Below are 6,346 nucleotides of genomic sequence, written 5' to 3'. Positions count from 1 at the left end.
CCCCACACCCTACCCCCCAGAAAAACTTTTTGCCGCAAACCCTAGTTAAGAGGATTGGCGCTGATTTTTTCGTAGGCGCGATCGATAATTCCCCGACCGCGTAAAAAGCCGGTATTAGCACCCGGACAAAGATAGGAGAGGGTTTCTGGGCTAAAACGGTCTAAAATGGCCTTTTGCGATCGCAATTGCCGCGGCCAGTGGAAAGTTTTCGCGGTCTGTAGAGGTTGCGGTTGACCCTTGGTGTCGGGGAGAAGATGACGACCGGTAAATAAAACCCCCCCGTGACGGTTCCAGTAGAGACAGGAGGAACCGGGAGAATGGCCTGGAGTCCAAAAACCGCTACAAGTGGGAGATAACTGGATTTGTTGCTGAAAAACGGTAATTTGACGGTGAGGAAGCAGATAAGCTTCCTGTTCCTGTAGAATAATCTCACAATTAAGTAAACTTTGCAGAGAATCGCTCTGTTTACCCTGACCCCCGCGATGGGTAAAAAATAGGTAACGGACTCCCTTTTCTCGGAGAAAATCCCGCTCGCTCTCGTCGCAGCCAGGACAATCCACCAGAATATTACCAGTATTTTCTACAATAAGATAAGAGGTTCCCCCTAGGGTTTCCCGATTAGGCGAGAAAGCGTATAAACCTTCTAGAATTAATCGAGGGGGTTTTGTAGTTTTGCTAACCTCTAAAGGAGACGATTCGGTTTCCGATCGCATGGTTTGCCTATCCAAATCACAATCAATGCGGTTTACAATTTAGCACGATCGGTCACTAACCCAGCCATAAAAGCGACGGGGCTTGTCTAAACCAATTTAGGCGACGCAAGTAGAGACTACCGCATCGAGACACAATCTGGCACAGACCTCCGAATACTTCCCTAGTTCGGATTCCCTCTAAGCTTTATTGGTAAAGCGTTGTTAGACAAGACATCTTGATTGTGTTGCGGTAAGGGACATTAACTTCACTCTTAAGGATTATCTCCATGGCAAGAGTTCCTGTTATCTCAAAAAACGGAAAACCGTTAATGCCCACCAAACCCAGTCGGGCCAGACGGTGGATTAAGGAAGGAAAAGCTATCGGTAAATTCAACGACTTAGATATTTTCTATGTCCAGCTAACCACTGAATCCTCTAACAACAAAACCCAACCGATTGCCATTGGTATTGACCCGGGTAAATTATTCTCTGGAATTGGCGTTCAATCCTCTCTTTTTACTCTTTGGAAGGCTCACTTAGAACTTCCTTTTAAGCGAGTAAGAGAGCGCATTGACAATAGACGGTTAATGCGAAAAGGACGTAGAGGAAGACGGATTAACCGCCAACTTTCTTTTAATCTAAGAGCGCATCGACAAAAACGATTTTCAAATAGAAAACAAGGAAAATTAGCTCCCTCAATCAGAGCTAATCGTCAACTTGAACTTCGAGTCGTTTCTGAACTAACCAAAATCTATCCAATTACCGATATTTACTTTGAGTACATCAAAGCCGATGTTGATTTAACTTCTGGTAGAAAAGGAGCTAAGTCTGGAAAAGGTTTCTCACCAGTTATGGTCGGACAAAAATGGGCTATTGAGCAACTGTCTCAATTGGCAACAGTCCATACTCTCTTTGGTTGGCAAACCTCTAATCTTAGAAAATATTTGCGATTAGAAAAGTCCAAAAATAAAGCAGAACAATCACCAGAAAGCCATGCTAACGATGGCATTGCTCTTGCCTGTTTTCAGTTTTTAGATTATTTGCCATTCCACAATTCTAATGGACCTGGATATGATTGGAAGGGTTCTGTTAAAGTAACGAACGCTCCCTTTGCTGTCATCAAACGTCCTCCTATTAGTCGTCGTCAACTTCACCTGATGGTTTTTTCCAAAGGTGGTAAACGACGTAAATATGGTGGCTCTACCACAAGACATGGGTTCCGTAAAGGAGATTTAGTTTCTTCTCCCAAAGGGATTGGTTATGTTAGTGGAGATACCGAAAAACAGCTATCTGTAAGCGATACCAGTTGGAAACGATTGGGACAGATAGCTGTTAGTAAGATTCAGTTAATTCGTCGTTCTAACGGTTTAATTGTTTCTCGCTAACTTATGTAAAGCCGCCCTCCGCTATCGCTAAAGGGCGGGGTTTCAGACCCAGTTTTTCGATGACCAGGCCGGCTGAAATTAGCCGCTTTTTATTCAAGAGAAAAGAGCCGATATGGAAATGTGGTTGTTATTAGGGATTCTTGGTGGTTTCACTTATTTTATCGTCAAGCGTAGCGTGGCCAAAGTCACGACAACACCAATATGGTTAATTTGGTTAGTCCTGATGACTCCGGCTCTAATTTGGACTGGCTGGACGTTAATCTATGGAGAGGATACCCCCATGCCGGCATTTTTGCTGTTCGGTCCTTTTGTGATCTGTCCTTTTTTGTATTGGTGGCTAGTACAGAAGGGTCGGATTACTCCCCAAGAAAGCCCCCCATCATCACCGAAACAAGCGAATTTAGTCCTAGAAAATATTGATAATCCTGCACCTAAAAATGATTTAAAACCGATCACTGCCGAAGAGGAAAAATCCCTAAGAGATTGTTTTCCTTGGGGTGTTTATTATCTGCAAAATATCGATTATCGTCCCCAAGCAATTCTCTGTCGGGGGAAATTGCGAGCAGTTCCCGAAGAAGCTTATCAAGTGATTAAAAACAATGTGGAAAAGGTTTTTGGTGATCGCTTTTTATTGCTTTTCCAAGAAAGTTTTCAGGGACAACCTTTTTTCGCTCTTGTGGCTAATCCCTGGCAGCAAAAAACAGAAACTATAGAAACTGAAAAAATTACTCGCCCCTTTCTTGCCCTGGGTTTGTTGTTATTAACTATCTTAACCACCACGGTTATTGGTGCGGGATTAAGTGGCATTACTGCCCAACAATTAGAAAATAATCCTAGTTTATTATTGCAAGGTTTACCCTACAGTTTAGGCTTAATTGCTATTTTAGGACTGCACGAATTCAGTCATTATTTTACAGCAGTTAAATATAAAATTAAAACTACTTTGCCCTATTTTATCCCCATTCCTTTCTTCCTAGGCACCTTCGGGGCTTTCATTCAAATGCGCTCCCCTGTACCCACCCGCAAAGCTTTATTTGATGTGGCGGTGGCCGGTCCTTTGGGGGGTATAATTATCGCTATTCCTTTACTGTTTTGGGGATTGTCCCTCTCGGAAATAGTTCCCCTAACTAATCAAAGCAGTTTATTAAATTTTCAAGCCTTAAATCCGCAGTTTTCTTTTTTCTTGTCTATCGTGGCTAAACTAGCTCTCGGCAGTAATTTAATCGCAGGAAAAGCCATCCATTTACATCCTTTAGCGGTAGCTGGTTATGTGGGAATTATCGTTACAGCCCTAAATTTAATGCCCGTTGGTCAATTGGATGGTGGTCATATTGTTCACGCCATGTATGGACAGAAAACCGCCATAATTATCGGTCAATTAACTCGATTATTCATGTTTATTTTAGCCCTAGTGCAGCCAGATTTTTTACTCTGGGCGATTATTCTCTTATTAATGCCAGTCAGCGATCAACCGGCTTTAAATGATGTCACCGAATTGGATAATAAACGAGATTTATTAGGTTTATTTTCCCTAGCTTTGTTATTAAGTATTTTGCTACCCCTTCCCGAAGCGGTGGCCCGTTGGTGGGGAATGTAAGCGACTGCATCAATCAACCTGAGTTCCGGGAAAATTATCGGTCAGTTAGGGAATAAAATCCCTATCTCCTACGTCAATGTGAGTTCGATGATCCTCACCCTCGATCACTTTAATCCACAAAGCTGAAGGTTGACAACCGCTCACCGATCACTGTTATATGGTTCTCAAGGCTAATTCTCAGAGAAAAAAGCGAGTTTCTCCGCAAGGGAAGTTAGGCAAATCTAGGTTAAAATTGCTGGCTATTCCGCTAATTTTGGCGAGTTTAGGCTGGTTATATCACGATTTACGTCAGCAGTGGCTAAAACCGGAAGCGATTTTTGTTTTGGGAGGTCATGCCGATCGAGAACGTTTTGCGGCAAAATTAGCTAAGGAATATCCCGATCTACCGATTTGGGTGTCTTCTGGTAGTCCGCGACGATATGTGAGAAAGATTTTTAAAAAAGCGGGAATTCCCCTAGAACGTCTCCATCTCGATTACAATGCGCGAGATACTGTCACTAATTTTACTAGCCTAGCCGATCAACTGAAAGCCCAAGGTATTGATAGTGTCTATCTAGTCACTTCCGATAATCACATGAGAAGGGCGCGATTAGTGGGAGAAATTGTTTTTGGTAGTCGCGGAATTATGATTAAACCGGTGACTGTTCCCTCCCAATCACCCCCCGAACCTCTAGAAAAGTCCCTCAGAGACGGTTTTAGGGCAATATTATGGATAATAACTGGTTCTACTGGGGAATTTTGGCTAGAATCCGATTCTAGTCCCCATCTCCGATCAAAATAAAACTATCTTGACAAAATTACCCACTTTATGTTAAGCAAAAACACTATTTTCGCCATCTTATTAATTTTTGTGCCGCTATCGATCGCCGGTTCCCTGTTACACTGGGGCGGAACAGTTGTTTTTATCACCGCTTGTCTAGCCATTATCCCCCTAGCGGCCTACATGGGGGAAGCCACGGAAGCAATTGCGGTGGTGGTTGGGCCAAATATTGGCGGTTTGATGAATGCCACCTTTGGCAATGCCACAGAATTAATTCTTGCCTATGTCGCTTTGCGGGAAGGGTTCATCGATGTGGTAAAAGCGACGATTACTGGCTCAATTATCGGTAATTTACTCTTAGTTATGGGATTATCGATGTTTTTAGGCGGTTTACGCTTCAAAGAACAGGAATTTCAGCCAATAACTGCTCGTTTAAATGCTTCAGCCATGAATTTGGCGGTGGTGGCGCTCCTTTTACCCACTGCCGTGCAATTTACCTCCACGGGAGTCGGGGAACCAGTCCTACAGCGTCTATCCGTGGCCGTGGCAGCGGTGTTAATTTTCGTCTATGGTTTAAGTCTCTTGTTTTCCATGAAAACCCACACCTATCTCTACGATGTCGGGATTGCCGGTATTGAGGAGGAAAGCGCTGGAGAAAACCCCGCAAAGCCGAAAATCTGGTTTTGGTCTTTGATTTTATTGATCGTTACCATCGCTGTGGCCGTAGAATCGGAGTTACTGGTGGCATCCCTAGAGGAGGCTACGGAACAGCTAGGTTTAACGGCACTGTTTACCGGGGTGATTCTTTTGCCTATTATCGGCAATGCGGCCGAACACGCTACGGCTGTCACCGTCGCCCTTAAGAATAAAATGGATCTATCGGTATCTGTGGCTGTCGGTTCCAGTATGCAGATCGCCCTGTTTGTGGCTCCAGTTTTGGTTATCATGGGTTATATTATCGGTCAGCCCATGGATCTAAATTTTAATCCCTTTGAGTTGGTGGCAGTGGCTGTGGCGGTGTGGTTGGCTAATTCGATTAGTAGTGATGGGCGATCGAATTGGTTAGAAGGAATGTTACTATTAGCTACCTATACTATCCTGGCCTTGGCTTTCTTTTTTCATCCTCTCACCGCTTAGAGTTATCCCTTGCCGATATATAGACAATGACGGACGCTTTGGCTTAAGGGAGTGGTAAAACTGGCAATTTCGAGGATTTTACCGCCAGCTTTCCCCAGATTCTCCTCTAAACTTAAACTATCCTGCGCGGACCACTGACCACGATAGAGAATAGCGATTCCAGTCTTTTTCAGGAAAGGCAAAGCATAGTTAACACAGATATCCACATTACCTACCGCTCGCAAACAGACGATATCGTAAGCAGAGTTATGTTTAAGGTTTTTCCCGACGATTTCCGCCCGACCTAAACGAGTTTTCGTGTTATTTAACTCCAATTTGTCAATAACTTCTTCAAGAAAATTAATCTTTTTTTGGGTGGAATCCAAGAGAGTCACCGACCAATGGGGATATGCGATCGCAATTGGCACTCCCGGAAACCCGGCCCCCGTCCCCAAATCAATGACTGATAGGGGTTTTGTCAATAGATCCGGCTGGGATTTTTGTAACCAAGCTAAACCCGATAAAGAGTCCCAAAGATGTTTTTCCCAAAACTCCTCCGGTTGGGTAATTCGGGTGAGATTAAAACGTTGATTACCCTCTAAAATCAAGTCATAAAGTTGTTGAAATTGCGCTTGTATGGCTCCATCGGGTTGCCATTCTAGGGTTTCTTGCCAAAGGTCAAATAATTCAGGAAGGATCATTAATTCGGGTTTGCTGAAAAAGTTTGTTGGTGGGGTTAGGAGCCGGTCGTCAGGAGTCAGGAGACAGGAGATGGGGGAATGGGGAAGTGGGGAAG

At 43.8% G+C, this 6,346-nt stretch carries 6 protein-coding genes; 4 read left to right on the top strand and 2 right to left on the bottom strand.

Annotated features, from left to right (window positions below; genetic code table 11):
• Positions 1-41: 41 nt before the first annotated feature.
• Positions 42-713 carry an MBL fold metallo-hydrolase gene (locus IQ234_RS19350; RefSeq protein ID WP_193958274.1) on the bottom strand — a complete coding sequence of 224 codons (672 nt, stop codon included), beginning with the start codon at positions 711-713 and terminating at the stop codon, positions 42-44.
• Positions 714-979: 266 nt separating this feature from the next.
• On the opposite strand from IQ234_RS19350, the gene IQ234_RS19345 reads away from it, so the two are divergent.
• From IQ234_RS19345 to cax, 4 genes are all read left to right on the top strand, one after another.
• Positions 980-2,077: an RRXRR domain-containing protein gene (locus IQ234_RS19345; protein WP_193958273.1), complete on the top strand. Its 1,098-nt coding sequence runs from the start codon at positions 980-982 to the stop codon at positions 2,075-2,077.
• Positions 2,078-2,189: 112 nt separating this feature from the next.
• On the top strand, positions 2,190-3,674 hold the full coding sequence (locus IQ234_RS19340) for a site-2 protease family protein (RefSeq protein ID WP_193958272.1): 1,485 nt from the start codon (positions 2,190-2,192) through the stop codon (positions 3,672-3,674).
• A gap of 157 nt (positions 3,675-3,831) precedes the next feature.
• Positions 3,832-4,455, top strand: a complete 624-nt coding sequence (locus tag IQ234_RS19335; protein ID WP_193958271.1) for a YdcF family protein — start codon at positions 3,832-3,834, stop codon at positions 4,453-4,455.
• 27 nt (positions 4,456-4,482) lie between these two features.
• Positions 4,483-5,571, top strand: a complete 1,089-nt coding sequence (gene cax / locus IQ234_RS19330; RefSeq protein WP_193958270.1) for a calcium/proton exchanger — start codon at positions 4,483-4,485, stop codon at positions 5,569-5,571.
• A 2-nt stretch (positions 5,572-5,573) separates the two neighbouring features.
• Here cax and rsmG read toward each other — a convergent pair whose 3' ends face one another.
• Positions 5,574-6,251, bottom strand: coding sequence for a 16S rRNA (guanine(527)-N(7))-methyltransferase RsmG (gene rsmG / locus IQ234_RS19325; RefSeq protein WP_193958269.1), 678 nt, complete (start codon positions 6,249-6,251; stop codon positions 5,574-5,576).
• Positions 6,252-6,346: the final 95 nt, after the last annotated feature.

The sequence above is a fragment of the Microcystis aeruginosa LEGE 91341 genome, from assembly GCF_015206885.1.
In the GTDB taxonomy this organism is placed as follows: Bacteria; Cyanobacteriota; Cyanobacteriia; order Cyanobacteriales; family Microcystaceae; genus Microcystis; species Microcystis aeruginosa_H.
Note: the sequence above shows the minus strand (reverse complement) of the source record. Positions and strands in the feature narration are given on the sequence as shown.